Origin of the sequence: Nocardia sp. NPDC005825 (assembly GCF_040630175.1) — a bacterium.
Classification (GTDB): Bacteria; Actinomycetota; Actinomycetes; order Mycobacteriales; family Mycobacteriaceae; genus Nocardia.
Window position 1 is genome coordinate 240,763 of the sequence record NZ_JBEXXC010000006.1, and the last position, 25,498, is coordinate 266,260.

Below are 25,498 nucleotides of genomic sequence, written 5' to 3' on the forward strand. Positions count from 1 at the left end.
CCCCGCTACCGGCCGCGTTAACCGACACGCCGACGGCTGCGCGCCACACGCGAGCTCTATGCACTGAATTGCATAGTACGTCTCGTAGCAGTTACCCTGGCGGCATGGCTCTCGAACACGCGCTGCTGGTATCGCTGACCGAACGCGCCAGTTCGGGCTACGACCTGGCCCAGCGGTTCGACAAATCCATCGGCTTCTTCTGGCACGCCACCCACCAGCAGATCTATCGCGTCCTCAAGCGCATGGACGATCAGGGCTGGGTGATCGCCGAGACCGTGCCGCAGGACGGCCGCCCGGACAAGAAGGTCTACACCGTCTCCGACGCCGGCCGCGACGAACTGATCCGCTGGATCGCCGAGCCCGCCGATCTGGAACCGCTGCGCAGCGACCTCGGCGTCAAGCTGCGCGCCGCCTCCCTCGGCGATCCGAGCGTGATCGTCGGCGAAGTGCAGCGCCACCGCGACCAGCACGCCCACCGCCTCGACCTGTACCGCGCCTTCGAGAAGAAGGACTACCCGGCGCCGGATCAACTCACCGGCCCGAAACTGCACCAGTACCTCGTCCTGCGCGGCGGCATCCGCGTCGAGGAGGGGTTCATCGACTGGTGCGACGAAGTACTCGACGCCCTCACCCGCGACCCAGCCCGGTCGCAGGCGTCCGACCCGAAAGGCACTCGCCGATGAGCGCGTACCCGCACCTGTTCGAACCCCTGGACCTCGGCTTCACCACCCTGCGCAACCGGGTGGTCATGGGTTCCATGCACACCGGCCTCGAGGATCGCGCCTGGCACACCAACCGGCTGGCCGCCTACTTCGCCGAACGCGCGAAAGGCGGTGTGGGCCTGATCATCACCGGCGGCTACGCCCCCAACCGCACCGGCTGGCTGCTGCCCTTCGGCGCGAAGCTGACCAACAAGACCGAGGCCTACCGGCACCGCGCCATCACCAAGGCGGTGCACGCCGAGGGCGGCAAGATCGCGCTGCAGATCCTGCACGCGGGCCGCTACTCCTACATGCCGACGAGCGTCTCCGCCTCGGCCATCAAGGCCCCGATCAACCCGTTCAAGCCGCGCGCGCTGTCCGGCAAGGGCGTCGAGAACACCATCGACGATTACGCGCGCACCGCCGCCCTGGCCAAGTTCGCGGGATACGACGGCGTCGAGATCATGGGCGGTGAAGGCTATTTCATCAACCAGTTCCTCGCCGAGCGCACCAACAAGCGCAAGGACAAGTGGGGCGGCTCGCCGGAGAACCGCCGCCGCATCGCCGGGGAGATCGTGCGCCGGGTACGCCAGGCGGTCGGCCCGGACTTCATCATCGTGTTCCGACTCTCCATGGCCGATTTCGTGGAGAAGGGCCAGACCTGGGACGAGATCGCCGCGGTCGCCAAGGATGTGGAGGCCGCCGGGGCCACCATCATCAATACCGACATCGGCTGGCACGAGGCCCGGGTGCCCACCATCGTCACCTCGGTGCCGCGCGCCGCGTTCGTGGAGTGGACCGCGAAGGTCAAAGACCTCGTGGACATTCCGGTGTGCGCGTCCAACCGCATCAATATGCCCGAGACCGCCGAGGAGATCCTCACCCGCGGCGACTCCGACCTGATCTCGCTGGCCCGCCCGCTGCTCGCCGACCCCGACTGGGCCCGCAAGGCGCAGGACGCCCGCACCGACGAGATCAACACCTGCATCGCCTGCAACCAGGCCTGCCTGGATCACGCCTTCCAGGCCAAAACCGTTTCCTGCCTGCTGAATCCGCGCGCCGGACACGAGACCGAGCTGAAGCTGCTGCCCACCCGCCGCACCCGGAAGTTCGCCGTCGTCGGCGCGGGCCCGGCCGGGCTGTCGGCCGCGGTCAGCCTGGCCCAGCGCGGGCACCACGTGGACCTGTTCGAGGCCGACGACAAGGTCGGCGGACAGTTCGACATCGCCCGCCGCATCCCGGGCAAGGAAGAGTTCACCGAGACCATCCGCTACTTCACCCGGCAGCTCGAACTCACCGGCGTGCGCGTGCATCTGGAGACCCGCGCCACCGCCGAGCAGCTCATCGCGGGCGGCTACGACGAAGTCATCCTGGCCACCGGCGTCAAGCCGCGCATCCCCGACATCCCCGGCATCGACCACCCGAAGGTGCTCACCTACGCCGAACTGGTGCGCGACGGCAAGCCGGTCGGCAAGAAGGTGGCCGTGATCGGCGCGGGCGGCATCGGCTTCGACGTCAGCGAATTCCTCACCGTCGACGGGCATCCCAGCCTCAAGCTCGACGAGTGGAAGGAGGAGTGGGGCGTCTCCGACGACCCGGCCGTTCCCGGCTTCGTCACCACCCCCAAGCCCTCCCCCGCCGCCCGCGAAGTGGTGCTGCTGCAGCGCAAGTCGTCGGCCTTCGGCAAGGACCTGGGCAAGACCTCCGGCTGGGTGCACCGGGCCGCGGTGAAGGCCAAGGGGGTCGAGCAGATCGGCGGCGTCAACTACGAGCGCATCGACGACCGCGGCCTGCACGTCAGCTACGGCGAGAAGCGGCAGCGCCCGCAGGTCATCGAATGCGACAACGTGATCCTGTGCGCCGGTCAGGAATCCGTGCGCGACCTGCACGAGCCGCTGCAGAACGCGGGCGTGAAGGTGCACCTCATCGGCGGCGCCGACCTGGCCGCCGAACTCGACGCCAAGCGCGCCATCAACCAGGGCACCCGCCTGGCGGCGAGCCTGTAATGCCGAACCTCACCCGCCTGGGACTGCCCGGCGACGAGCAGTCCTGGGCGGCACTGGGTTTCACCGTCACCGACGGCCGCTTCCGCGTCGGGCAGGTCGAATGCGTTCTGGGCGAAGCGGCCTGGGGCTTCGACGACACCCACGCCGACCCCGCGACCCTCGGTGTGCCCCACCTGGAATCGGCGCAGACCGGGGCCGGGGCGGCGCACCCCAACGGCGTGACGATCGTCGACCACGTCGTCTACTGGGTTCCCGAATTGGACTCCGCCGTCACCGATCTGACCGCCGTCCTCGGGGTGCCGCCGCGCCGCCGCTTCTTCCCCCGCGGCCCGGAGGGGCCCGAGATGGCCTTCTACCGCGTCGGCGAACCCTTCATCGAAGCGGTCACCTCCGGCCTGCCGCCCGCCCTGGTCGGCGTCGCCTTCATGACCGCCGATCTGGACGCCGCCGTCGCCGCCATCCGCGCGGCGGGCGGCCCGATCGGCGACCCCAAACCTGCCGTACAGGGCGGCCGCATCGCGGGAGTCTGGCGCGGACACGTGCAGTGGGGCGTCGCGTTCATGGAGCCCAAACCGCGGTCCTGACCCCCGCGCCCCGGCACCGCCGCCATCCGAACGCGAAATGACCTATTCGGCAACCGATTCGGATGGCGAGCGCTGTCGCACCCCTCTGACATGATCGCGTAGCACGTGATTCGTTCGATCCGGGGGAGAAATTCTCTATGTCCCTTACCCGTAAGGCCGCGCTGAGTGTCGTGGCCTGCACCGCCGGCGCTCTGCTCACCGGCACCATGGGCACCGCCCACGCCGACGGCGACCTCTACGGCGCCTTCGCCATCGCCAACCTCGACGACTCCACCCACATCGTCGGCCGCTGGAACTACCCGGACCAGGCCTCGGCGGACGCCGCCGCCATGTCCGAGTGCGGCTACAGCAACTGCTTCATCAAGCTGCGCTGGGTCAATGGCTGCGCCGCCTACTCGCGCCGCGACAACGACCTGTTCTGGGCTATCGGGGCCACCCGCGCCGAGGCCGAACGCAATGCCCTCGCCGCCGCCGGCCCGGACCCCAACCCGCTGCTGGTGAGCCTGGGCAGCGCCGAGCCGAGCACCGCCAACCTCCGCCACTCGGCCTGCACCGCCAACGCGGGCTGAGCAAACCCCCGGGACCGGATGGGAGATGACCCATCCGGTAACCGATTCAGATGGTCGGCGGTGTCGGATCACCCTGTCATGATCACGGGGCATTTGCTCCAACGATCTTGCGGGAGAAAAACCTCTATGCGTCTCTCTTCGAAGGCCGCCGCCGCTGTGGTGGCCTCGACCGCCGTCGTCCTGTGCTCCGGTGGCATGGGTACGGCCAACGCCGCCGTCGACTACTACGGCGCGCTCGCCGTGTCCTGGGACTCCACCGGCACACCTCACATCGTCACGGCGACCAATTACCCCAGCCAGGCCGAAGCCGACGCCGCGGCCCTGGCCAACTGCGACTTCTCGCCCTGTGACGTCCAGGCGCGTTTCGTCAACGGCTGCATCGCGGTCGCCAACCGCGGCGAGGATTTCTGGTTCGGCACCGGCCGCACCCGTGAGGCCGCCATCAGCAAGGCCGTGGCCGCCACCGGCCAGGACCCGAACCCGCTGCTGGTCAGCCTGGGCAGCGCCGAGCCCAGCCGCGCCGAGGTGATCGGGTCGGACTGCTCCGACGGCAGCTAGCCGCGCCGGGCCGGGTGCGCCGCGCGCGCCCGGCCCGTCCGTCCGGTTCGGGCGAACATCGGTAGGCTCTGCGCCGTGAGCCTGCCTGCACCCACCGCCGACAATCGTGCCGTCGTGACCGGATCCTCCTCCGGGATCGGGGTCGCCCTCGCCGAAGAGCTTGCCTCGCGGGGCTACTCGCTGATCCTCGTCGCCCGGCGCGGCGATCTGCTGGCCGACCTGGCGCAGCGGCTGACCGAGCGGTACGGCATCATCGCCGAGGTGCGCGCGGTGGATCTGTCCGACCGCGACCAGCGGGCCCCGCTGGCCAAGGAGCTGGCCGCCCGCGATATCGCAATCCTGTGCAACAACGCCGGCGTCGCCACCTTCGGCGCGCTCGCCAAGCTCGATCTGGACTACGAGCGCGACATCATGGAACTGAACGCGGTCGCGGTGCACGACCTCACGCTGGCCGTGCTGCCGGGCATGCTGGAGCGCCGCGCGGGCGGCATCCTGATCACCGGTTCCGCGGCCGGCAATATGCCGATTCCGCACAACACCACCTACTCGGCGTCCAAGGCGTTCACCAACACCTTCTCCGAGTCGCTGCGCGGCGAGCTCAAGGGCTCCGGCGTCAATGTCACCCTGCTGGCCCCCGGCCCGGTTCGCACCGACAACCCGGACCAGGAGGAGATGGGCAGCAAGATCCCGGAGTTCATCTGGGTCACCGCCGCCCACACCGCCAAGATCACCATCGACGCGCTCGCCCGCAACAAGATGCGGGTGGTCCCGGGCCTGATCAGCAAGGGCATGAGCATCGCCGGGCAGTTCGGCCCGCGGTCCATCACCTCGGTGGTGGCGGGCGCCGCCTACAAGAAGCTCGGCGGCTGATCAGCAAAACGTCAAGATCGGACCGGGGCTCGTAAAGGGCACGTACCGGACCGGTTCACCCGCATCGATCCGGCGTAGTCCTGGTGACGGCCCCGCAGAAGAGAAAGCGGGGAGCTCTCACCAGGAGACGCCTTGACGCTGCTCGAGATCTTCCCGTCGCTGCGGGACGGGGGCCTGGTCCCCCGTCTCGACCCGGCCGTCTGGCCGCGCGACACGCACTACGACGCCGACGGGCGCATCACCGTCGGCGGGGTCGCGCTGGCCGACATCGCCGACCAGTACGGCACCCCCACCTACGTCCTCGACGAGACCGAGGTGCGGGACCGCTGCCGCGCCTACCGCACCCGATTCCCGGACGCCGAGATCATCTACGCGGGCAAGGCCCTGCTCACCCGCGCGGTCGCCGAATGGATCACCGAGGAGGGCCTGTCCCTGGACGTGTGCTCGGCCGGGGAACTGGCGGTCGCGCTGTCCGGCTGGGCCGATCCGGAGCGAATCGTGCTGCACGGCAACGGGAAACCGTTCGCCGAACTGGAGACCGCCGTGGGCTGCGGGGTCGGGCGCATCGTGGTCGACTCGCTCACCGAGATCACGCTGCTGTCGGCGCTGGCCGTGAAACCGCAGCGGGTGCTGGTGCGCGTCACCCCCGATATCGACATCGACGGGCATCCGGCCGTCCGCACCGGCGTGACCGATCAGAAGTTCGGCTTCCCGATCGGCGGCACGGCGGTCAAGGAGGTGGTGGATCGCATTGTGCGGCAACCCAATCTGGAACTCACCGGCCTGCATTGCCACATCGGTTCACAGATCTACAACACCTTCCCCTACGGCGAGGCGGTGCGGCGGATGGTCGCCGAGATGGCCCGCATCCGCGACGAATTCGGCGTCACCCTCACCGAATTGGATCTCGGCGGCGGGCATGCGGTCGCCTACCGCGGCGGGGACGCGGAACTGAACCTGGCCGAACTGGCCGACATCATCGAGGACGCCCTGGACGCGGCGTGCGCCCGGCACGGGTTCCCGCGCCCGCGCATCGCCCTGGAACCCGGTCGCGCCATCGTCGCGCGCGCGGGCGTCACGCTGTACCGGGTGCTGTCGATCAAGCACGTCGAGAACGGCCACACCTATGTGACCGTGGACGGCGGCATGAGCGACAACCCGCGCGTCGCCCTCTACGGCGCGCGCTACGACGCCGTGGTCGCCAACCGGCATCCCACCGGCCCCCAGATGACCGCCACCATCGCGGGCCGCCACTGCGAGGCGGGCGACATCCTGGCCCGCGACGTCCGGCTGCCCGTCGATCTGCGACCCGGCGAGGTGCTGGCGGTGCCGTGCACCGGCGCGTACCACCACAGCCTGGCCTCGTCCTACAACGGCATCGGGCGGCCGCCGATCGTCGCGGTCCGCGACGGCCAGTCCCGGGAACTGGTCCGCCGCGAGACCATCGACGATCTGCTCAGCCGCGACATCGGGCACTGAGCCCGACCGGCCTACCGCCGCCGGGTGCCGAAGATGCTGCGGCTGATCTCGCGCCCGGCCACGGTGGCCGCCGACCGCAGGAAGTTCTTGAACGCCGGATTGTTGACGATCTTCTCCGCCATCGAATCCTCCTCCGGCGCCGGCTTGGCCGAGCGCGAGCTCTTGGCCGCCGCCTCCTGATCGGCCTGTGCGGCGGCGGCCTCGATCTTCGCGGTCAGGATCTCGTACGCCGATTCCGCGTCGATGGTCTGGCCGTACTTGCCGTACAGCGTGGATTGCTGTGCGCGAGAACGGATCGCGTCGTCGCCGATGGTGTCCATGAGCGAACGCGGCGGCTGCATGCGCGCCCACGCGACCGGGGTCGGCGCGCCCTTCTCCGACAGCACCGTCACCACCGCCTCACCGATGCCCAGCGAGGTGAGCGCCTTCTCCAGGTCGTAGGTCGCGGTCTTCGGGTAGGTGCGCACCGTCTTCGACAGCGCCGCCTGGTCCTCGGGCGTGAAGGCGCGCAGCGCGTGCTGGATGCGCGCACCCAGCTGGGAGAGCACCGCATTGGGGATGTCGGTGGGCAGCTGGGTGCAGAAGAAGACGCCGACGCCCTTGGAGCGGATCAGCTTCACCGTCTGCTCGACCTGGTTCAGGAATGCCTTGGACGCGCCGTTGAACAGCAGGTGCGCCTCGTCGAAGATGAACACCAGCTTGGGTTTGTCCATGTCGCCGACCTCGGGCAGGGTCTGGAACAGGTCGGCCAGCACCCACATGAGGAAGGTCGAGAACATCTGCGGCCGCGCGGCCTGTGCGCCCAGCTCGAACAGGGTGATCACGCCCTGCCCGCCCGCGCTGCGCATGAGGTCGGCCGGATTCAGTTCCGGCTCACCGAAGAAGGTGTCGCCGCCGTCGGCCTCCAGGTTCACCAGCGCACGCAGGATCACGCCCGCGGTCTGCGCGGAGACGCCGCCGATGCCCTTGAGATCTTCCTTGCCCTCCGGGCTGGTGAGGTACTGGATGACCGAACGCAGGTCCTTGAGGTCCAGCAGCGCCAGGCCCTGCTGGTCCGACCAGTGGAAGATCAGGCCGAGGGTCGACTCCTGAGTCTCGTTGAGCCCCAGCGCCTTACTGAGCAGGATCGGCCCGAACGAGGTGATCGTCGCCCGGATGGGCACGCCGATCCCGCCGGTGCCGAGCGAGACGAATTCACACGGGAACCCCTGCGGCTTCCAGTCCGCGTCGCCGGTCTCCTGGGCCCGCGTCAGCAGCTTCTCGTTGGACTGTCCCGGCTGCGCCAGCCCGGACAGGTCGCCCTTGATATCGGCCACCACGACCGGCACGCCGGCCGCCGAGAGCTGCTCGGCGATGCCCTGCACGGTCTTGGTCTTACCGGTACCGGTCGCCCCCGCGATGAGTCCGTGCCGGTTCATGGTCTTCATCGGGATCCGCACCCGCGCGTCGGGATGCACGGTGCCGCCGACGATCACGGTGCCCAGCTCCAGCGCCACCCCCTCCATGGCGTACCCCGCCGCGATCTCCCGGGCGGCGGCCTCGTCCTTGCTCGCCGGATCGGCGTCGGCGGCAGCCACTTTCGCCTTCCCCGCGGCCTTGCCGTCCGAATCCGCCGCAGGCGCAGCCGCGGTGGCAGCTTCCTGCGCGGCGGCCTCCTGTTCGGCGGCTACGGCCGCGGCCGCCGCTTCGGCCGCGATCCGCGCCGCCTCCTCGGCGGCCTTCCGAGCCGCCGCTGCCTTCTCCTGCGGGGTGGTCATCGCGCTTCCTCCGTCTGCCGTGCCGACTGCTCAGAAACTGCCCGACCCACACGCCATCCGCTCGCCGCGCGTGAGATTCGACCGCAACGATACTGCTCGTTCGCACGTCCGAGCGGCCTCGACGCGGGTTGCCTGCGGTTAACCAATCGGGTTCGGGCCGCGCGGACGGTCCGACGCAAACCGGGTGGGGATCCGGCGAAGAGTTAGTGTTTGGCGGTGACCGACAAGTACGTGGTGTGGATGGACTGCGAGATGACCGGGCTGCGGCTCGACAGCGACAAGCTGATCGAGGTGGCCGCGCTCGTCACCGACAGTGACCTCAATATTCTCGGCGAGGGCGTGGACATCGTCATCCACGCCGACGACGCCGCGCTGGCCGCCATGCCGCCGGTGGTGACCGAGATGCACGCCAAGTCGGGGCTCACCGAGGAGGTGCGGCGGTCGGTCGTCACCCTCGAGGAGGCCGAGCAGCAGGTTCTCGACTACATCAAGCAGTACGTGCCGACGCCGCGGACCGTTCCGCTGGCGGGCAATTCGATCGCCACCGATCGCGGGTTCATCGCGCGCGACATGCCCGCGCTGGACGCGCACCTGCACTACCGCATGATCGATGTCAGCTCGATCAAGGAACTGGCCCGGCGCTGGTACCCGCGGATCTACTTCGGTCAGCCCGAGAAGGGGCTCGCGCACCGCGCGCTGGCCGACATCCAGGAGTCCATCCGTGAGCTCCAGTACTACCGCCGCACCGCGTTCGTTGCGGCCCCCGGCCCCTCCACGGCCGAGATCGCCGCTGTCGCCGCCGAATTGACGACCCCCGCGCAGCCGCCCGTAAACCCGTCCTGAACAGCCGATTAGGTACTCACAGCGGCGACACGTTAAGCTCTAGCGCGCCGGAAGTTACCGGCAATGGTGGCTGTAGTTCAGCTGGTAGAGCACCAGGTTGTGATCCTGGGTGTCGCGGGTTCGAGTCCCGTCAGCCACCCTTATCGGCCCAGGCCAGAGAATATTCTCTCGCCTGGGCCGAACTGCGTTGTGGGGTAGGTGACGCCCCTTCGCCAGGTGCGAATCGCTTGCTTGCCAACCAAGTGAAATGCAGTTACTTTGCTTTATCTGTCAGTTGCTGTGGGCTGCATCATAATCGTGCCCCGTTCGGCATGGCTGTGGCTCGATGAGGATTTTGCACTTGACCAGTTCCTGGACAACCGGCCGGGCCGTACTCCTACCCCGGCTGGCCGTCGCCATGGGCGTCCTGGCCGCCGCGGTATCCGCCGGCGCCGCCGAGGCCGAACCCGCCCCGGCACCCGGCCGCCCGCTCGTGGTGCTCGGCGACTCCTACAGCGCGAACCCGTCCTGCGACGTGGTGCTGACCAAATGCGAGAACCCGGACAGCACCGGGCTGCGAGCCTGCCTGCACGGCCCCTCCTCGTGGCCCGTCCAGCTGAGCGCCCTGATGGGCGTCGAGGCCGCGGACGTCGTGAACAACTCGTGCTCGAGCGCGTCCATCGACACCGGCCCGGTCACCTCCACCGGCGAGCAGGTGCCCGGCCGCGGCGGCTACACCCTGGCGCAGCTGGCCCTCGACGCCGCGCAGAACGGCGCGTTCGGGCCGCGAACCCGGGTGGTGACCATCCAGCTCGGGTTCAACGACTCCTGGCCCAAGGACGCGACCCTCTCCGCGGATGTGAACAAGGTGTTCACGTGTGTGACCGACCTCGTGCACGGCTGTGACGACGCCGCCGTGGCCGAGGGCCGATGGCCGGACTACACGGCCATCACCGGGACGGCCTACGCCGACCGCGTCCGCAAGGTCGTCGACTACGTGAAGTACTACGCCCCGAACGCGAAGATCGAACTGATCGGTTATCCCGAGATCGCGCCCGAGGGCGCGACCGAGTGGTGCGCGGACATCCTCGGCTTCGTGCACTGGGTCCAGCCGCGGGCCGGAGCCATGGTCGCGTACTGGAACCGGCTGCAGACCGCGCAGCGCGAGGCCGCCGGAATCCTGGGCGTCGACTTCATCGACCTGAAGCCCGCGACCGCCGGACACGGCCTGTGCGCCGCCGACCCGTGGTTCAGCAACTTCCTCGATCCCCGGCAGAGCCCGTCCGCCTTGCCTTTCCACCCGTCGCCGCGCGGCGACACGGCCGTGGCCGCCACCATCCACAGCCACCTCGCGTCGCACTGACCCGGAGAAGCAATGACGCTCACCATCACCCCTGAATCCGAGGCGACGGCCGCGCCGCCGCAATTCGCGTGGCGCGGTGTCCTGTTGGTCTCCGGCCTGATCACACTGGTCTGGTCGGTCTCGGCGTTCCGGTTCCAATTGGCGGGCGACGAGCTGTACTACCTGGCGTGCGGTCGCCGCCTCGCGGTCAGCTATGTCGACAACGGCCCGCTGATCCCGTTGATCGCGCGGCTGGCCGACGTGCTCGCGCCCGGATCGGTGATCGCGCTGCGGATCCCCGGATTGCTGCTGCTGATCGCGGTGTCGGTGCTGACCGCCGCGGTCGCCTACGAATGCGGTGCGCGGGAACGGTTCCAGCTCCTCGCCGCCGCGGGCTACGCCGCCTCGCCGTTCATCTTCGCCTACACCGTGCTCGACAGCGTCGCCATCGATGTGGCGTTCCAGGCGTTGATCATCTGGCTGCTGGTCCGCTGGGTGCGCACCCGCCGCGACCGCCTGCTCGTCGCCGCGGGCGTGGCGGCGGCGATCGACGTGCAGGACAAGTGGCTGGTGCTGATGCTCGGCGCCTGCGTCGGCGCCGCGATGCTGATGGCGGGTCCGCGCGAGATCCTGCGCCGCCCGGCCCTGTGGCTGGGTCTGCTGATCATGGCGGCGGCCATGACCCCGGCCCTGCTGTGGCAGGCCTCCCACGACTGGCCGCAGCTGGCCACCAATGCCGCGATCGCGCACGAGACCGCGCAGAGCGACGGCGGCCAGTGGGGAACGGTGATCGCGATCCTGGTGGTCACCGGCTTCCTCGGCGGCGGTCTGGGCGTGCTGGGACTGTACGGCCTGGCCCGGGATCCGAAGCTGCGGCCGTACCGCTTCGTGCTCGTCGCGGCGCTGCTGATGGTGGTGCTGGTGGTCGCGAGCCACGGCCGGTCCTATTACGTAGCCGGGATCATTCCCGCCATCTTCGGTGCGGGCGCGATGGTTCTGTCGGGATTGTTCGACACCGCGGGTCCGCGTCCGGCGGCCGTCCTGCGGCGCGTGTTCACCGGATTGACCGTTCTCACCGCGATTTTGATGGCCGCCCTGGCCACCCTCCCCTACCCGAAGAGCTGGATCGACGTCCCCAACACCAGCAAACTGGGCTTCCTGCAGCACTACGGCAATGACGACTGGGCGGATCTGGCCGACGCCGTGGAGAAGGTGGCGGCCGGTCTGCCGCCCGCGGAGCGGGCCACGACCGCGGTGGTCGCGGAGGCCTACAACGAGGCCGGCGCGCTCGACCACTACGGCAAGTTCCAATCGATCCCGCCGACCTACAGCCCCAATCGTGGTTTCGCCGTGTGGGGTCCGCCGCCGGACTCGGCCACCACCATCCTGTGGGTCGGCTACAACGACAGTCCGGAGCAGCGGGCGTTCCTCGCGAACTTCGGGCAGAAAACCCAAGCGCTGCAGATGATCGACGAGCTCGGCATCGCGGGCCAGAACCATCACGTGAACATCTGGATCCTGCGCGAGCCGCTGGTCCCGCTGTCGGCGGCCTGGCCGAAGCTGACCTACATGATCGTCCCTCCGGCCTCGTGAGGACTCTGTCGGCCTGGTGAGAACACTGTCGGTCTCATGAGCAACACTGTCGGTCTAGCGCAACGTTTCCGCTGGGGAGGATTTGCATGTTGAGTTTCACGACCAAGGGCGCGTCGCTGCGGCTGGCCGCCGTCGCCGCGGTGCTCGCCGCCGCGGGTTCGGTGGGCGTCGCCGGGGCCGACGAACCGGCCCCCGCGCAGGGTCGCACCCTTGTCGTACTCGGTGATTCGTTCGCCGCGAACCCGGCCTGCGACGGGGTCCTGGTCAAATGCGACGGCAACAACGACGCCGCGGCGCACGAGTGCCTGCACCGCGACACCTCGTGGCCGGTCCAGCTCAGCGCGCTGATGGGCGTCCCCGCAGCCGATTTCGAGAACGCGACCTGCACCAACGCCTCCATCGACAGCGGCCCGGTCACCTCGACCGGCAAGGAGATCCCCGGCCGCGACGGTTACACCCTGTCGCAGCTGGCGATCAAGGCGAGCAAGAACGGCGCGTTCGGCCCGCGCACCCAGGTGGTCGCGATCCAGCTGGGCGCCAACGACTCCTGGCCACGCGACTCCACCAATGTCGCCGACGCCCCCAGCCAGCTGCGCTGCGCGCTGAACATGAGCCAGGGCTGCGACGCCGACGCCGTCGACAAGGAGCACTGGCCCGAGCTCGACACCATCACCGGCGCGGCCTACGCCGACCGCATCCGCAAGGTCGTCGAGTACGTGAAGTACTACGCCCCCAACGCGAAGATCCAGCTCGTCGGCTATCCCGAACTGGCCCCGGCCAATTCGAACACCTGGTGCCTCGACGTCCTGGGCACCTTCCGCTACATCCAGCCCCGCGGCGGCGCCGTCAACGCCTTCTGGAACCGGCTCGACGACGCCGAACGCGATGCGGCCCAGCTCCTCTCGATCGACTTCGTCGACGCCCGCGTCCCCACCGCCGGACACGGCCTGTGCGCCCCCGACCCGTGGGTCCTGGCCGCCCTCGACCCGAAGGTCAACCTGGTCGGTCTCCCCTTCCACCCGACGCCGCGCGGCGACACCGCCGTGGCCGCCGAGGTCTACAGCCACCTCGGCCGCTGACCCCGGTAACGGACGGTTTCAGCCCGCCACTACCGGTCCCGCCACGACGCCACCAGCAGGTCGGGCTGCGCGGACGCGGCGTCATCCCATCAGGTGGTCGACCCGGGCAGGCGGATTGACCAGCGGCGATGCGTTTTCGTATGGTTGATCGACGATGCCATGAGGAATCCGGTGCAATGCCGGAACGGTCGCGCCACTGTGAGCAACCCGGTCTCCCCGCGAGACGGATGCGAGTCAGACCCTCACATCGTCGGTTCGATCGGCAACGGGGACGCGGAATCCCCCTGACTCAAAGGAGTCCTTCGTGGCTACCTCTTTCGCTCCCCGCTCCGGCCTCGGCAGCGGCGCGCTCTCGATTCCCACCACCGCCCTGTGGCTGGTCGGCACCACCCTGATGGCACTGCTGGCCATCTACTTCATCGGCATCGACCAGGGTGCGGTGTCGGTGTTCGGCAGCGATATGCACGTGCACGAGTTCGTGCACGACGGCCGCCATTTCCTCGGGTTCCCCTGCCACTAGCACCGGGAATCGAGTAACCACAATGGAAAAGCGAATCATCGGCCGAGGGGTCCTGCTGGGAGCCCTCGGCGGATCGCTGGCGTTCGTCTTCGCCCGGATCCTGTCCGAGCCGATCATCGACCGCGCCATCGACTACGAAGAGGGCCGCGACCACGCGCAGATGGCGCTGGATCAGGCCGCCGGCAAGTCCATGGACATGGACCACGGGGTCGAACTGTTCACCCGCGCGCAGCAGCAGAACGTCGGACTGGGCTTCGGCATGATCGTGTTCGGGGCCGCGCTGGGCGCGCTGTTCGCGGTCGTCTACTTCCTGGCGCTGCGCAAGGCGGGCAAGATCTCGCCGCGCAATCTGGCGCTGCTGGTCTCCGGCGGCATGTTCCTGGCGCTGTACGCGGTGCCGTTCCTGAAGTACCCGGCCAATCCGCCGTCGGTCGGGAATCCGGAGACGATCGAGGAACGCACGGCCCTGTACCTGGGGTTGATCGTGATCAGCGCGGTCGTGCTGGTCGCCGCGATCTGGCTGGGGCGTAAGCTGACCGCGCGCCTGGACAACTGGACCGCATCGGTCGCCGCGGCGGCCGGATTCGTCGTGGTGATGGGCGCGGTGCTGGCGCTGCTGCCGTCGGCGGGACAGCTCGCGGCCAACAAGGAGTTCGGCACCGAAACGCCGCAACCGCTGAAGGACGCCGCGGGCACGATCGTGTTCCCGGGCTTCCCGGCCGACGATCTGTACCACTTCCGGTTGTACGCGTTCGCCGCCCAGCTGCTGGTGTGGGCGGTCATCGGGGTCGGATTCGCCTGGCTGGCGCCGCGCCTGCTCGGCGACCGCTCCCCGGCCGCGCCCGCCGTGGCGGCATGAGCGCGGTCACCCGTCTCACCCTGGTGACGCATGCGATCACCGAGGCCGTGCAGTCCGCCCGCTTCCCCGCCGACGAACCGCTGAACCCGCTCGGGTCGCGGTCGGTCGAGCGAGCGGGCGGGCTGCCCGGCCCGGAGCCCGCGACGGTGCTGTGCGCGCCGGAGCTGCGGGCCGAACAGACCTGCCGGGCACTGGGATTGACCGGGACCCCGGAACCCGCGCTGCGCGACGTGGACCACGGCGACTGGACCGGTAAGGCGATGGACGACCTCGCGCCCGAGCAGCTCATGGGCTGGCTCACCGATCCGGGCTTCCGCGAGCACGGCGGCGAATCGATCACCGGGTTGATCGACCGCGTCGGCGACTGGCTGCACGGCCTGGCCGGGCGCGGCGACCGGATCGTCGCGGTGACGCATCCCGCGATCGTCCGGGCCGCGGTCCTGCGCACCCTCGACGCTCCCCCGCAGTCGTTCTGGCGCCTCGACATTCCACCGTTGAGCGCCACCACCCTGCATCACCGCGGCCCGGCGTGGACGCTGCGCGCGACCGCGCACGAGCTCGCGGACTGAGCTACCGGACGTCCGGCCCGAATCGCTCAGGAGTGCGGCGGGAACTGCCCGTCCGCCTTCACCTTGGTGCCGTTGAGCGTGAACGTCACGACGCTGGGACCACCCTGTGGACAACACATCGGATCGTTGTTGTTCAGCCACCGGTAGGTCAGCGAGAGCGAGTTCCGCGTCTTGCCGGTGACCTGCGTGTACATGTACGGATCGGAGGTGGCCGTGCCCAGATACGTGCCGCCGGTGAAGAACAGCACGTGCGTGTACGGATGATTGGTGTCGGAGTTCACCATCATCCACGACAGCACCCCGTCGCAGCCCGAGTCCAGCGCCACCTCCCCCGCCTGCCCGGTCTTCCAGCCGCCGACCGGCGGCGGATTCAGCTTGGCGATGGCGGCGCGCGCCAGATCGGAGTTGATGTCGAAGCACAGCCCGTGCCCACTCCCCGCGGGAGCGGTGCCCGGCGGCTGTGAGCCGGTCGTCGGGGCGGGACTGCCCGCCGCGGTGGTGGCCGGGCCGCCGGGGACGGTCGCCGCCGGACCGGCGGGACTGGTCGTCACCGGGCCCGTCGACGACCCCGGATCGCACGCGGTGGTCACTGCCACCACGGCGGCCGCCATCGCGAACAGAGCCGCTGACCTGGTCTTCATGAGTCCTCCCCGAGCACGTTTCACGCCTCATCATCGCCCATGTGAGCAGCGGCGTTATCGAGAACCGCTGTGCGAGAATGCGGCATGAGCATCAAGATCGACGCGCTCGATTCCGCGCTGCTCCGGGAACTGGCGGCCGACCCGCGGGTGCCGATCCTGGAATTGGCGCAGCGGCTCGGGATCGCGCGGAACACCGTGCAGGCGCGGATGAAACGGCTGGAGGCGGCCGGGGTGGTCCGGGGGTATCCGCCGGATGTGGATCTCGAGGCCATCGGGTTCGCGGTGCACGCCTTCCTCGGCATCGAACTGGACCAGAACAAGATGAACGACATCGTGGAGTCGTTGCGCGCGTTCCCGAACGTGCTCGAGGTGCACGCCACCACCGGTCGCGGGGACCTGCTGGTCCGGGTGGCGGCCCGGTCGCAGCCGGATCTGCTCGGCGTCATCCAGCGGGTGCACGCCATCACCGGGGTCAAGCACACCGAGACCATGCTGGCGCTGGCGACGCCGATCGAATACCGGTCACTGCCGCTCGTCGAGCATCTGACCAGTCATCCCGGCCCCGACTGACCAGAATGCTGCGCACGTCACAGTGTTCCAGATCACTTTTGAGCAGTCTGATCAACTTTTCGCCCGACTGTTGACACAGATCACCCTTCACGGCAGATTTCGCAGCACCGATCGCTTGGTCCCTTCGTTGCAGCTCACAATCTGAGCTGTGGAGAGTGTGGTGACTGTTCATGACCGACGTTGCCTGCGCGCCTGCACCACAGGCCGAACCGGCTACGCCCTACGACCTCGCCGACCGCTACCGGTCGGGTGCGGGTCCGGTCCTCCTCACCGGCGTGCAGGCCATCGCCCGCCTGCTGGTGGAACAGCATGTGCGCGATATGCGCGCCGGGCACCGGGTGGGCACCTTCGTCTCCGGATATCAGGGCAGCCCGCTGGGCGGGGTCGACAAGATGCTGCTGGGCATGCCGACCGTACTGACCGAACACGACATCGTCTTCGTGCCCGGCTTCAACGAGGAGCTCGCGGCCACCGCGGTCTGGGGTAGCCAGGCCGATCTGCCCGCCGGGACGCCGACCCACGACGGCGTGGTCGGCGTCTGGTACGGCAAGGGCCCCGGCGTGGACCGGGCCACCGACGCCATCCGGCACGCGAACATGTACGGGGTGAATCCGCGCGGCGGCGTCCTGCTGCTGGTCGGCGACGACCCGGCCTCGAAATCCTCGACCGTGCCCGCGGTCAGCGAACGGTCGCTGGCCGCCATGGGTGTGCCGGTGCTGTTCCCGCGCAATGCTCGCGAGGTCATCACCATGGGGATGCAGGGCATCGCGCTGTCGCGGGCCTCGGGGTGCGTGGTGGCGCTGAAGATCGTCGCCGATGTCGCCGACGGGGCCTGGACGGTGGACGGCTCGGTCGCGAACCTGCCCATCGCGGTGCCCGAAGTACAGTGGGAGGGTAAGACTTTCGCCTACCTGCAGCGCCCCATGGCGGCCCCCGCCGACAGCGTGCTCGCCGAGGCCGATCTGTACGGGCCGCGCTGGGCCACCGTGCGCGCCTTCGGCGCCGCCAATGACCTCGATGTCATCGAGGTCGATCCGGTCCACGCGCGGATCGGGATCGCGGCCACCGGCACCACCTTCGACGCGGTCCGGCAGGGCCTGCACGATCTCGGCGTCGACGAGGCGGCCATGCACCGGTCCGGGATCCGCCTGCTGCGCATCGGCATGCCGTATCCCGTTGGCGCGCAGCGGGTCACGGAGTTCGCGCGCGGCCTGGAACAGATCATCGTGGTGGAGGACAAGACCGCCTTCGTCGAGACCCAGATCCGCGAGATCCTCTACGGCACCGCCGACGCCCCGCGCATCCTCGGCAAGCTGGACGGAAACGGACTGCCGCTCATGCCGTTCGACGGCGAGCTCACCGCCGGCCGCCTGCTCGGCCCGCTGCGCCGGGTGCTGCGCGAACACGTCGAGCTGAAGCAGGCTCCGCTGCCGGCGTTGTCGCTGGAGGTGCTGTCCGCCAAGCGCACCCCGTACTTCTGCAGCGGCTGCCCGCACAACCGCTCCACCGCCCTGCCCGAGGGGTCCATCGGCGGCGGCGGCATCGGCTGCCACACCCTGGTCACCCTGTCCGGGCGCAGCGACAGCGCGGTCACCGGCCTCACCCAGATGGGCGGCGAGGGCAGCCAGTGGATCGGGCAGGCCCCGTTCACCGATGTGCCGCACCTGTTCCAGAACATCGGCGACGGCACCTTCTTCCACTCCGGGCAACTGGCCGTGCAGGCATGCGTGGCGGCGGGGGTGAACATCACCTACAAGCTGCTCTACAACGAGGTCGTCGCCATGACCGGCGCGCAGGACGTGGAGGGCGGCCTGACGGTCGCCGAGCTGACCCACAAGCTGACCATGGAGGGCGTCGAGCGGATCATCATCTGCGCCGATGATCCCCAGCGGCACAACAGGAAAGCGCTGGCCAAGGGCACCCTGCTGTGGCATCGCGATCGGCTCGACGAGGCGCAGAAGGTGCTGCGCGAGGTCAAGGGCGTGACGGTGCTGATCTACGACCAGCACTGCGCGGCCGACGCCCGGCGGCAGCGCAAGCGCGGCACACTGCCGGTGCGCAATACCCGCGTGGTGATCAACGAGGCGGTGTGCGAGGGCTGCGGCGACTGCGGCACCAAGTCCAACTGCCTGTCGGTGCAGCCGGTGGAGACCGAGTTCGGGCGCAAGACGCGCATCGACCAGACCTCGTGCAATACCGACTACAGCTGCCTGGACGGGGACTGCCCGTCATTCGTCACCGTGGAACTGCGGCCGGATGCCAAGGGCGGCAAGGGCTCGAAGCGCGTCCGCGGCTTGCGGCGCAAGCCCACCGAACCGCCCGCCGTGGCCGATCCGGGCCTCGGCGCTCCGCTCGGCACGCAGAACGTGCTCATCGCGGGCATCGGCGGCACCGGCATCGTGACGGTCAACCAGGTGCTGGCCACGGCCGCGCTGCGCGCCGGGTACGCGGTCGAAAGCCTCGATCAGATCGGGTTGAGTCAGAAAGCCGGGCCGGTGCTGTCGCATCTGCGGTTCTCCGCCACGGAATTGGAGCCGTCGAACCGGCTCACCCCCGGCAGCGCGGACTGCATCATGGCCATCGACCTGCTGACCGCCGCCGATCCCAAGAACCTCCGGTACGGCAACCCGGACGGAACCGTCGTCGTCGCCTCGACCAGCAAGACCCCGACCGGTGACATGGTCTACGACAAGTCGGTCGCCTACCCGGAGACCGGGCCGCTGCTGGATCGGCTGGCGGCGGTATCGGATTCGCAGGTCGACTTCGACGCCCTGGCCGCCGCGCAGCAGCTGTTCGGCACGACCGCCGCCGCCAACTTCCTGATGGTCGGCGCGGCCTTCCAGACCGGTGGCCTGCGGCTGCCCGCGGCGGCGATCGAGGAGGCGATCGGCATCAACGGTGTCGCGGTGTCGGCCAATATCGCGGCCTTCCGCTGGGGCCGCGTGGCCATCGCCGATCCGGCCGCGTTCGCGGCGGCCACCGATTCCGGTGCGGCACAGCGTGCCCCGCGGGTCGCGCCCGCCGAACTGCTGGCGGGCACCGGGTTCGACGGCGAGGTCCGGCGACTGGTGGAACTACGCGCCGCCGAACTGATCGACTACCAGAACCTGAAGGTCGCCCGCCGCTACATCGACACCGTCCAGGCCGCCTGGACCGCCGAGCGCGCGATCACCGACCGCACCGAGTTCACCGAGGCCGTCGCGCGCGGGCTGTTCAAGTTCACCGCCTACAAGGACGAGTACGAGGTCGCGCGACTGCTGGTCGATCCCGCGTTCCTGGCCGACGTCGAGGCGCAGGTCCCCGGTGGGGAGAACCTCACCTACAAGCTGCACCCGCCGGTGCTGCGCGCGCTGGGCCGCAAAAAGAAGATCGGCCTCGCCCCGAAATCCCATGTGGCCCTGAAGCTGCTCGCCAAGGGCAAGGCGCTGCGCGGCACCAAGCTCGACCCCTTCGGCTACGCCCATGTCCGCAAGGTGGAGCGGGAACTGCTGTCCCACTACACCGGCATGGTGCGACGGCTCGCGGCCGGTCTCACCGTCGACGGGTACGCCACCGCCGTCGAGGCCGCCTCCCTGCCCGACCTGGTCCGGGGCTACGAGGACGTGAAGCTCGGCAACGTCGAGCGATACCGCACCCGCCTGCGCGAACTCGGCCTCGACGGCTGACCTCGGGTCCGACAACTCACCACTCAATTCCACACCTACCCACCGTGTTCCGGCAGCGACCTGATCCTGCCGCCGGAGCTGGGTGACGCGCGCCGCCGAGGCGCGCCCCGGCCGCCCACCCCGCGGCCACCCACCCCGCCGCCACGAGCGGCGTCCACGAAAGGAATCGACCGTGACCGCAATGCACACCGAAGCAGGGGTTTTCGGCCGCTCGCACGAACTGAGCGCCCGGCGACACGAGCAGGTGGTGTTCTGCGAGGACGACCGCAGCGGACTCAAGGCGATCATCGCGATCCACTCGACCGCGCTCGGCCCGGCGCTCGGCGGCACCCGGATGTACCCGTACGCCTCCGAGGCGGCCGCGCTGGACGATGTGCTGCGGCTGTCGTGGGGCATGACCTACAAGGCCGCGGCATCGGGTGTGGATCTGGGCGGCGGCAAGGCCGTCATCATCGGCGATCCGGCGCGGGACAAGAGCGAGGAGCTGTTCGCCGCCTACGCGCGCTTCGTGGAATCCCTCGGCGGGCGGTACATCACGGCCGGTGACGTGGGCACCAATACCGACGATCTGGACGCCATCGGCCGCCACACCGGCTACGTGACCGGGCGCAGCACTGCGGCGGGCGGGTCCGGCGACAGCGCCCGGCTCACCGCCCTCGGCGTCTTCAACGCCATGCGCGCCGGAGCCGAATCCGTGTGGGGCGCACCGACACTGGCGGGCCGCACGGTCGGCGTCGAGGGCGTCGGCAAGGTCGGCCGCGAACTGATCCAGCTGCTGCTGGCCGACGGCGCGGAGGTCTGCGCGACCGACGTCAACACCGCAGCGCTGGAACGCATTTCGACCGATCATCCCTCGGTTCGACTGTTGAGCGCCGTGTCCACGGCTCCGGTCGACGTCTACGCCCCCTGCGCCCTCGGCGGCACGCTCACCGCGTCGAGCGCCGAGGCCATCGAGGCGAAACTCGTCTGCGGGGCGGCCAACAACCAGTTGGCCACGCCCGCGGTGGAATACGCCCTGAACGAGCGCGGCATCACCTGGGTCCCGGATTTCGTGGCCAATGCGGGTGGGCTGGTTCAGGTGGCCGGTGAGCTGCGGCACGCGGCGCCGGCCGAGGTCGAAGACGCGGTGAGGGGCATCTTCGACCGCTGCCGCGACATCATCGCGGAGTCCAGGGCCGAGGGCATCGGCACCGGCGCGGCGGCGAACAGGTTCGCGGAACGGCGGCTCGACGCCATCCCGCGAGTTCGCTGACGCCGCACCGAATTTCGGAAAGGAGACGCATCGTGGCGTTCGTGAGCGGAGTGTTCCGCACCAAATCGGTCGAGCAATCGATCCGGGATACCGATGAACCGGATTCCAAACTGCGCAAGGATCTGACCGCGCGGGATCTGACCATCTTCGGTGTCGCCGTGGTCATCGGGGCGGGCATCTTCACGCTCACCGCCCGGACCGCGGGCACGGTGGCGGGACCGTCGGTCTCGCTGGCCTTCGTGTTCGCGGCCATCGCGTGCGGGCTGACGGCATTGTGCTACGCCGAATTCGCCTCGACCGTGCCGGTGGCGGGCAGTGCGTACACGTTCGCGTACGCCACGTTCGGTGAGGTCATCGCCTGGATCATCGGCTGGGATCTGATCCTGGAGTTCGCGCTCGCGGTGTCGGTGGTCGCCAAGGGCTGGTCGCAGTATCTCGGCGAGGTGCTGCACGGGGTGGTGAGCCCGGTCGCGCACATCGGGTCCATCACCTTCGACTGGGGCGCGGTGGTGATCATCGCCGTGGTCGGCACGCTGCTGGCGACCGGCACCAAGCTGTCCTCGCGGGTCTCGGCGGTGGCGGTGGCCATCAAGCTGGCCGTGATCGCGCTGGTGCTGGTGGTCGGCGCGACCTACTTCAAGGCCTCCAACCTGACCCCCTACATTCCCCCGGCCCAGCCCTCGGAGCAGGCGGGCGGCGTGCACCAGTCGCTGTTCTCCTTCCTGACCGGTTCCGGCGGAACCAGTTTCGGCTGGTACGGCCTGCTGGCCGCGGCCTCGCTGGTGTTCTTCGCGTTCGTCGGCTTCGACGTGGTGGCCACCACCGCCGAGGAGACCCGCAATCCGCAGCGTGACGTCCCGCGCGGCATCTTCGCCTCGCTGGCCATCGTGACCGTGCTCTACGTGGCGGTCTCGCTGATCCTGACCGGCATGGTCCCCTACACCGAGCTCGCGAGCGGAAACGCCACCTTGGCAACCGCTTTCGCCATCCACGGCGCGACCTGGGTGAAGAACATCATCTCCATCGGCGCGCTGGCGGGCCTGTCGACCGTCGTCATGGTCATGTTCCTGGGCCAGACCCGGGTCCTGTTCGCCATGGCCCGCGACGGCCTGCTCCCCCGCGGTCTGGCCCACACCGGCAAGCACGGCACCCCGGTCCGGCTGACCGTCCTGGTCGGCGTGATCTGCGCTCTCCTGGCCGGTTTCGTCGACTTCGGCACGCTCGAGGAAATGGTCAATATCGGCACCCTGGTCGCGTTCGTCCTGGTCTCGCTGGGCGTCCCGATCCTGCGCCGCACCCGCCCCGACCTGAAGCGCGGCTTCCGCGTCCCGCTGGTCCCGTTCATCCCCATCCTGGCCGCCCTGGCCTGCCTGTGGCTGATGCTCAACCTGTCCATCGAGACCTGGATCCGGTTCGTCATCTGGATGGCCCTGGGCATCGTCATCTACTTCGCCTACAGCCGCTCCCATTCCGTCCTCGGCAGACAGAAAACCCCTGCCGCGGAAGCCATCCCGGACCGAGAACCGGACCCGGTCCCCTAGATCTGCACCCCGTCGGCGAAGAACCGGCTGTTCACGAGGACGAACTGCTCCTGCTCCGGGGGCAGGTCGTCCTCGTAGTGGATCGCGTCGACAGGGCAGACCGGTTCACAGGCCCCGCAGTCGATGCACTCGTCGGGGTTGATGTAGGCCATCCGCGCACCGACCACGATGCAGTCGATCGGGCATTCCTCGATGCAGGCCTTGTCCAGAACGTCCACGCAGTCCGCGCCGATCACGAAAGTCATGGTGCTGATCCTGCGGCCGTTTCCGGTGGTCAGGTAGCGCCCGAATGCCGATCACCTCATAAGCTGTCCTGATGATCCTGCCGCCCGGTACGCCCGACCTGGACGTGCTGGCTCTGCTGGTCTCGGTCGCGGAACTGGGCAGTCTCGGCGCGGCCGCGCGGCGGCACGGCATCAGCCAGCCCGCCGCCAGTATGCGGATCAGCGCGCTGGAGCGGCGGCTCGGGTTGCGGCTGCTGGATCGCGGGCGCACGGGATCGGTGCTCACCGATGCCGGGCAGGCGGTGGTCGAGCTGGGCCGGCCGGTGCTCGCGGCCGCGTTGGCGCTGACCGATGGCATCACCGCCCTGCACCGCGCGGAGCGGCCGAGCCTGCGCCTCATGGCCTCGACGACCATTGCCGACCACCGGATTCCGCACTGGCTGACCGCGCTGCGAAAGATCCATCCGGAGCTGGCGGTGGTCCTGGACGTGGCCAATTCGCGGCAGGTGACGGCGGCGGTCGGCGACCGCGAGGCCGAGCTCGGATTCGTCGAAGGACCGCATCCGCCACCGGGATTGGGCAGCCGGGTGCTCGCCGCGGACGAGCTGGTGGTGGTCGTCGCGCCGGATCACCGGTGGGCCACCCGCCGACGGCCGCTGACCGCACGCGAACTCGCCGACACCCCGCTGCTGTGGCGCGAACGCGGCTCGGGCACCCGGGACACGGTGTGGGAGACCCTCGAGATTCACGGCACACCGGCCCCACCGGCCGCCGAACTCGGTTCCGCCGCAGCGATTCTCGCTACCGCCCGCAGCGGGGCGGCACCGGCGGTGGTGAGCCGGCTGATCGTGGCGCACGAACTGCGGGCGGGCACGCTGCGCGCCGTTCCGCTGGCCGAATCGACGCCGTTGACGAGGAAGTTCCGGGCCATCTGGCATCGGCGCACGCCGCCGACCGGCGCGGCCGCCGACCTGGTCGATCTGGCCGCCCGTATCGAAGCGGCTCGGACGCAACGGCATTGAACGCATAGCGGCCCGGCCACGAGACGACGCAGGTCCCGCCGCGGAATCCGTTGCGGCGGGGCCCGGTTCGGGTCGGGCTACTTGGAGTCGGTGAGGTCCGCGACCGCCGCGCCCGCGGCATTGGTCTGGACCGAGGCGATGCCCTTCTTCGCCGCGTCCTTGCTCGCGTACGCCTGGCTCTGGGCGATAACCTCGCCGTTGCCCGCCTTGAGCCGCCACCGGAACTTGTCGGCCGCATCAGCGAAAAGCTCGAACTTGCCTGACATGACTACCTCGTTCCACGCCTGGAAAGTGCATCTGACACGCATCAGGGTATGGGCTCGAATGCCGAACGGTCGGAATGGACATGCGGAGGGTTTGTCGTACACCGTCTAATGGGTCGGACGTGGGCTGATACGTTGACGGGGTGACCCGAATGCAGGATGCGACAGCGGCAGATCAGGCGACCTCGGGCGACGAGGCCGGGACCAGGGCGTACTTCGTCGCAGTGGAGCCCCAGCGCGACGGATACGAGCGCTACCGAGCCACCGCGTCCACCGTGAGCGTATGGGCGGCAACCATGCAGCACGGCGCACCGCCCTCGGCGCTGCTGGCCCGCGCGGTGGAACGCTGCGCGCCCCGGGAAGGCGCCCGCATCGCCCGGCTGACCATGGAGATCCTCGGCCCGATTCCGGTGGGGGAGATCGAGGTTCGCGCCTGGATCGAGCGGCCCGGCAAGCGGGTCGAGCTGGTGGCGGCCGAACTCGTCGCGCCGCAGCCGGACGGCAGCGCCCGCGTGGTGGCCAAGGCGGCGGCCTGGCGGATCGCCACCACGGACACCTCCGAGGTCGGCCACACCGCCGATGCCCCGCTGCCGCCCGTGCCGGACCAGGGCAAGGTCAGCTGGCGCCTGCCCGAGGGGTGGGACGGCGGCTACGTGAAGTCGGTGGACCTGCGGGGCGTGGACAGCGATGCCATCACCCGGCGAGTGTGGGTCAAGCCCATCGTCGAGGTGGTCGAGAGCGAGGAGATCTCACCCCTGGTGCGCGTGTTCTCGGTCGCGGACGTCGCCAATGGCGTTGGCGCACGGCTGGATCCGCGCCACTTCACCTTCCTCAACACCGACCTGACCATCGACCTGTTCCGGCTGCCGGTCGGCGAGTGGATCGGCCTGGCCGTGGAGACCTCGATCGGACCCGACGGGGTCGGCCTGTGCTCGACCGTGCTGCACGACCAGCAGGGCCCGATCGGCCGCTGCCTGCAGATCCTCGAGGTGCGGGCCCGGGCCTGACCACC

23 protein-coding genes, 1 tRNA gene, 1 pseudogene and 1 riboswitch are annotated in these 25,498 nt (G+C 69.4%); of the genes and pseudogenes, 21 read left to right on the top strand and 4 right to left on the bottom strand.

The annotated features are described in order from the left end of the window. The first annotated feature begins 104 nt into the window (after positions 1–104). The 7 genes from ABZ382_RS18955 (at position 105) to lysA (ending at position 6,767) form a co-directional block, all read left to right on the top strand. Positions 105–683 (top strand): PadR family transcriptional regulator, encoded by a 579-nt coding sequence (locus ABZ382_RS18955; protein WP_357090422.1) that lies wholly within the window; start codon positions 105–107, stop codon positions 681–683. Further along, a complete protein-coding gene (locus ABZ382_RS18960; RefSeq protein WP_357090424.1) occupies positions 680–2,707 on the top strand; it encodes an NADPH-dependent 2,4-dienoyl-CoA reductase in 2,028 nt (675 codons plus the stop codon). Before ABZ382_RS18955 ends, ABZ382_RS18960 begins: the two co-directional genes overlap by 4 nt. Further along, entirely contained in the window at positions 2,707–3,291 is a 585-nt protein-coding gene (locus ABZ382_RS18965; protein WP_357090426.1) for a VOC family protein, read from the top strand. The genes ABZ382_RS18960 and ABZ382_RS18965 overlap by 1 nt, the downstream gene beginning before the upstream one ends. Before the next feature lie 137 nt (positions 3,292–3,428). Continuing rightward, positions 3,429–3,860: a DUF4189 domain-containing protein gene (locus ABZ382_RS18970; RefSeq protein ID WP_357090428.1), complete on the top strand. Its 432-nt coding sequence runs from the start codon at positions 3,429–3,431 to the stop codon at positions 3,858–3,860. Positions 3,861–3,986: 126 nt separating this feature from the next. Then, the gene (locus ABZ382_RS18975) at positions 3,987–4,418 is read left to right on the top strand and encodes a DUF4189 domain-containing protein (RefSeq protein ID WP_357090430.1); all 432 of its coding nucleotides are present in this window, start codon (positions 3,987–3,989) and stop codon (positions 4,416–4,418) included. A gap of 75 nt (positions 4,419–4,493) precedes the next feature. Next, positions 4,494–5,288, top strand: a complete 795-nt coding sequence (cmrA, locus tag ABZ382_RS18980; RefSeq protein ID WP_357090432.1) for a mycolate reductase — start codon at positions 4,494–4,496, stop codon at positions 5,286–5,288. A 132-nt stretch (positions 5,289–5,420) separates the two neighbouring features. Then, positions 5,421–6,767: a diaminopimelate decarboxylase gene (gene lysA / locus ABZ382_RS18985; RefSeq protein WP_357090434.1), complete on the top strand. Its 1,347-nt coding sequence runs from the start codon at positions 5,421–5,423 to the stop codon at positions 6,765–6,767. Positions 6,768–6,778: 11 nt separating this feature from the next. Here lysA and ABZ382_RS18990 read toward each other — a convergent pair whose 3' ends face one another. Continuing rightward, a complete protein-coding gene (locus tag ABZ382_RS18990) occupies positions 6,779–8,524 on the bottom strand; it encodes a helicase HerA-like domain-containing protein (RefSeq protein ID WP_357090436.1) in 1,746 nt (581 codons plus the stop codon). A 216-nt stretch (positions 8,525–8,740) separates the two neighbouring features. Between ABZ382_RS18990 and orn the strand changes: the two genes are divergently transcribed. The 8 genes from orn (at position 8,741) to ABZ382_RS19030 (ending at position 15,308) form a co-directional block, all read left to right on the top strand. Next, positions 8,741–9,367 carry an oligoribonuclease gene (orn, locus tag ABZ382_RS18995; RefSeq protein ID WP_357090438.1) on the top strand — a complete coding sequence of 209 codons (627 nt, stop codon included), beginning with the start codon at positions 8,741–8,743 and terminating at the stop codon, positions 9,365–9,367. 66 nt (positions 9,368–9,433) lie between these two features. Continuing rightward, positions 9,434–9,506 (top strand) — tRNA-His (locus tag ABZ382_RS19000). A gap of 201 nt (positions 9,507–9,707) precedes the next feature. Continuing rightward, complete coding sequence (locus tag ABZ382_RS19005; RefSeq protein ID WP_357090440.1) at positions 9,708–10,709, top strand: SGNH/GDSL hydrolase family protein; 1,002 nt, start codon at positions 9,708–9,710, stop codon at positions 10,707–10,709. A gap of 12 nt (positions 10,710–10,721) precedes the next feature. Beyond that, positions 10,722–12,281 carry a glycosyltransferase family 39 protein gene (locus ABZ382_RS19010; RefSeq protein WP_357090442.1) on the top strand — a complete coding sequence of 520 codons (1,560 nt, stop codon included), beginning with the start codon at positions 10,722–10,724 and terminating at the stop codon, positions 12,279–12,281. A gap of 86 nt (positions 12,282–12,367) precedes the next feature. Beyond that, a complete protein-coding gene (locus ABZ382_RS19015) occupies positions 12,368–13,360 on the top strand; it encodes an SGNH/GDSL hydrolase family protein (protein ID WP_357090444.1) in 993 nt (330 codons plus the stop codon). A 111-nt stretch (positions 13,361–13,471) separates the two neighbouring features. Continuing rightward, positions 13,472–13,625, top strand: a riboswitch (cobalamin riboswitch). Positions 13,626–13,664: 39 nt separating this feature from the next. Next, on the top strand, positions 13,665–13,880 hold the full coding sequence (locus tag ABZ382_RS19020) for a CbtB-domain containing protein (RefSeq protein WP_357090446.1): 216 nt from the start codon (positions 13,665–13,667) through the stop codon (positions 13,878–13,880). A gap of 22 nt (positions 13,881–13,902) precedes the next feature. Further along, positions 13,903–14,739, top strand: a complete 837-nt coding sequence (locus ABZ382_RS19025) for a CbtA family protein (protein WP_357090448.1) — start codon at positions 13,903–13,905, stop codon at positions 14,737–14,739. Continuing rightward, complete coding sequence (locus ABZ382_RS19030) at positions 14,736–15,308, top strand: histidine phosphatase family protein (protein ID WP_357090450.1); 573 nt, start codon at positions 14,736–14,738, stop codon at positions 15,306–15,308. Before ABZ382_RS19025 ends, ABZ382_RS19030 begins: the two co-directional genes overlap by 4 nt. A 26-nt stretch (positions 15,309–15,334) precedes the next feature. Here the strand turns inward: ABZ382_RS19030 and ABZ382_RS19035 are convergent, their stop codons facing one another. Then, positions 15,335–15,949, bottom strand: a complete 615-nt coding sequence (locus tag ABZ382_RS19035; protein ID WP_357090452.1) for an LppP/LprE family lipoprotein — start codon at positions 15,947–15,949, stop codon at positions 15,335–15,337. A gap of 84 nt (positions 15,950–16,033) precedes the next feature. On the opposite strand from ABZ382_RS19035, the gene ABZ382_RS19040 reads away from it, so the two are divergent. The 4 genes from ABZ382_RS19040 (at position 16,034) to ABZ382_RS19055 (ending at position 22,977) form a co-directional block, all read left to right on the top strand. Next, the gene (locus tag ABZ382_RS19040) at positions 16,034–16,519 is read left to right on the top strand and encodes an Lrp/AsnC family transcriptional regulator (RefSeq protein ID WP_357090454.1); all 486 of its coding nucleotides are present in this window, start codon (positions 16,034–16,036) and stop codon (positions 16,517–16,519) included. A gap of 170 nt (positions 16,520–16,689) precedes the next feature. Next, positions 16,690–20,184: an indolepyruvate ferredoxin oxidoreductase family protein gene (locus tag ABZ382_RS19045; protein WP_357090456.1), complete on the top strand. Its 3,495-nt coding sequence runs from the start codon at positions 16,690–16,692 to the stop codon at positions 20,182–20,184. Positions 20,185–20,365: 181 nt separating this feature from the next. Further along, positions 20,366–21,436, top strand: coding sequence for a Glu/Leu/Phe/Val dehydrogenase dimerization domain-containing protein (locus ABZ382_RS19050; RefSeq protein WP_357090739.1), 1,071 nt, complete (start codon positions 20,366–20,368; stop codon positions 21,434–21,436). Positions 21,437–21,468: 32 nt separating this feature from the next. Then, the gene (locus ABZ382_RS19055) at positions 21,469–22,977 is read left to right on the top strand and encodes an amino acid permease (RefSeq protein ID WP_357090458.1); all 1,509 of its coding nucleotides are present in this window, start codon (positions 21,469–21,471) and stop codon (positions 22,975–22,977) included. 17 nt (positions 22,978–22,994) lie between these two features. Here the strand turns inward: ABZ382_RS19055 and fdxA are convergent. Beyond that, positions 22,995–23,222, bottom strand: a pseudogene (gene fdxA / locus ABZ382_RS19060) (ferredoxin); the annotation flags it as partial. Positions 23,223–23,293: 71 nt separating this feature from the next. Here fdxA and ABZ382_RS19065 point away from each other — a divergent pair. Next, positions 23,294–24,223 carry a LysR family transcriptional regulator gene (locus ABZ382_RS19065; RefSeq protein WP_357090460.1) on the top strand — a complete coding sequence of 310 codons (930 nt, stop codon included), beginning with the start codon at positions 23,294–23,296 and terminating at the stop codon, positions 24,221–24,223. Between the two features lie 77 nt (positions 24,224–24,300). Here ABZ382_RS19065 and ABZ382_RS19070 read toward each other — a convergent pair whose 3' ends face one another. After that, positions 24,301–24,489 carry a DUF1508 domain-containing protein gene (locus ABZ382_RS19070; protein WP_357090462.1) on the bottom strand — a complete coding sequence of 63 codons (189 nt, stop codon included), beginning with the start codon at positions 24,487–24,489 and terminating at the stop codon, positions 24,301–24,303. Positions 24,490–24,638: 149 nt separating this feature from the next. Here ABZ382_RS19070 and ABZ382_RS19075 point away from each other — a divergent pair, with 149 nt between their 5' ends. Continuing rightward, positions 24,639–25,493, top strand: a complete 855-nt coding sequence (locus ABZ382_RS19075) for a thioesterase family protein (RefSeq protein WP_357090464.1) — start codon at positions 24,639–24,641, stop codon at positions 25,491–25,493. Positions 25,494–25,498 lie beyond the last annotated feature (5 nt).